3 protein-coding genes are annotated in these 1,508 nt (G+C 54.5%); 2 read left to right on the top strand and 1 reads right to left on the bottom strand.

The features are described from left to right. A partial coding sequence (locus tag QCH34_RS12615) for a chorismate pyruvate-lyase family protein (protein WP_300334647.1) occupies positions 1-695 on the bottom strand: 695 nt, incomplete at its 3' end. An 87-nt stretch (positions 696-782) separates the two neighbouring features. Here QCH34_RS12615 and QCH34_RS12610 point away from each other — a divergent pair. After that, positions 783-1,229 carry a PPC domain-containing DNA-binding protein gene (locus QCH34_RS12610; protein WP_300334645.1) on the top strand — a complete coding sequence of 149 codons (447 nt, stop codon included), beginning with the start codon at positions 783-785 and terminating at the stop codon, positions 1,227-1,229. A 118-nt stretch (positions 1,230-1,347) separates the two neighbouring features. Further along, on the top strand, positions 1,348-1,508 hold a 161-nt coding region (locus QCH34_RS12605), incomplete at its 3' end, for a FeoA domain-containing protein (protein WP_300334648.1).

Below are 1,508 nucleotides of genomic sequence, written 5' to 3'. Positions count from 1 at the left end.
AGATGCGGCCGGTCAAGGGTGATCCCGACCCCTCCGTCAACGCGGCCGATGCTACCGTTTAAGTCTATCAAGCCGATATGAAGGCGGGATGGGGTATCCACGATGACCCGCTTTGTATCTGAGAATGTGCCTGACGAAAAGATCTCGGTGATCACCATGAGGGGCTCATCTTTGTGGATGATCCGGTACCTCCGGGCAAAGAGTGGCTCACCCGGAAGAATGCCGAAGATTCCGGCGAGATGCTCGTCAGCCGGATATGAATCGATCGTCAGGATCTCGCGGCGGGATTCTATTTTATGTTTTTTGAGGATGATTCCGATCGGAATATCGGCCTTCATCATATCAGTTCTCATCTCAGGAGCAAGCCGGTTGATCGGGGTGTAGGAGATGGCATAGATGAGCGGCCGCCCCTCCTCACCAATACCGAGATCGACAATCCGGTGGTTTACCGGGTCATTCGGACAGATGTCAAGCAGGTCTGCAACCTCATGATCAGCAGGGAGGACCTCCTGAAGCCGGGTCTTCACACCCACATTCGACTCGGTTGCAAGCGACAGGAGATGGGTGACCGACCCGTCCGTTCCAAGGAGCACTTTCTGGAAGGGAGACAAATCCCCGGTATTCACCTCGATCTCACCGATACGAACAGCGATCTCGGTTGCGCCAAGCGGGTGGATCTCATGACCGGTATTCATTATGATGAGGTACTGATCCGGAGGTTCTTACCTCTATTGATCCAAAAATCCCAAACCATAACCACGATCAGATGCACACTACTCTGTATGCAGTATTCGGAAGGCACAGTTGGCCGGGTCTTCTTCCTCCGCTTTGATGATGGCGAGGATCTGATTGAATCGGTCAGTTCATTTATTCAGGAGAAACAGATCAGCCACGGCGTTATCTCATTCCTGGGAGCACTCCATTCTGCCGGGCTGGTAACCGGCCCTGAGGAGGCGGTGATCCCCCCGGTGCCGCATAAGGAGCAGATCGAGGGTGGCTGGGAGTGCCTCGGCACCGCCACCATCTATCCGGGTGAGGGCGGCCCCTCCCTCCATCTCCATGCAGCTGCCGGACGGGGCCGTGATGCAGTCTGCGGCTGCCTCAGGACAGACTGCCGTGTCTATCTTGTGGTTGAGGCGGTCATCTGGGAGGCTCTCGGAATAGAAGGAGAACGCATCCATGATCCGCGGATCGGGGCGGCGCTTCCGGTGCTGGCAAACCGCCTGTAGTGTGTAATCAGGATCTTCGGTTTTCCTATGAAAACCGAATACTTTTCTGTATTCTCCTCTCTTTTCGAATCTTCTTCGACTCGGGGTTATCCCTACCAAACAACAGAACAAGCAGGTAATGAGTTCACCAGATCACTCACCAGTTACCCTTGACACTGTTATATCCGGAGATAAGGCACGGATTGTGAGTGTCAAAGCGAAGGGGCATCTCAGAAAGCGGCTGTTAGAGATGGGCATCATTCCGGGTGCCATCATCGAGTCGATCCGGGTTGCCCCACT

This window comes from Methanocalculus sp., assembly GCF_029762515.1.
Classification (GTDB): domain Archaea; phylum Halobacteriota; class Methanomicrobia; order Methanomicrobiales; family Methanocorpusculaceae; genus Methanocalculus.
The sequence above is the reverse complement of the archived record's forward strand: the minus strand, read 5'-3'. Positions and strand labels throughout refer to the sequence as shown.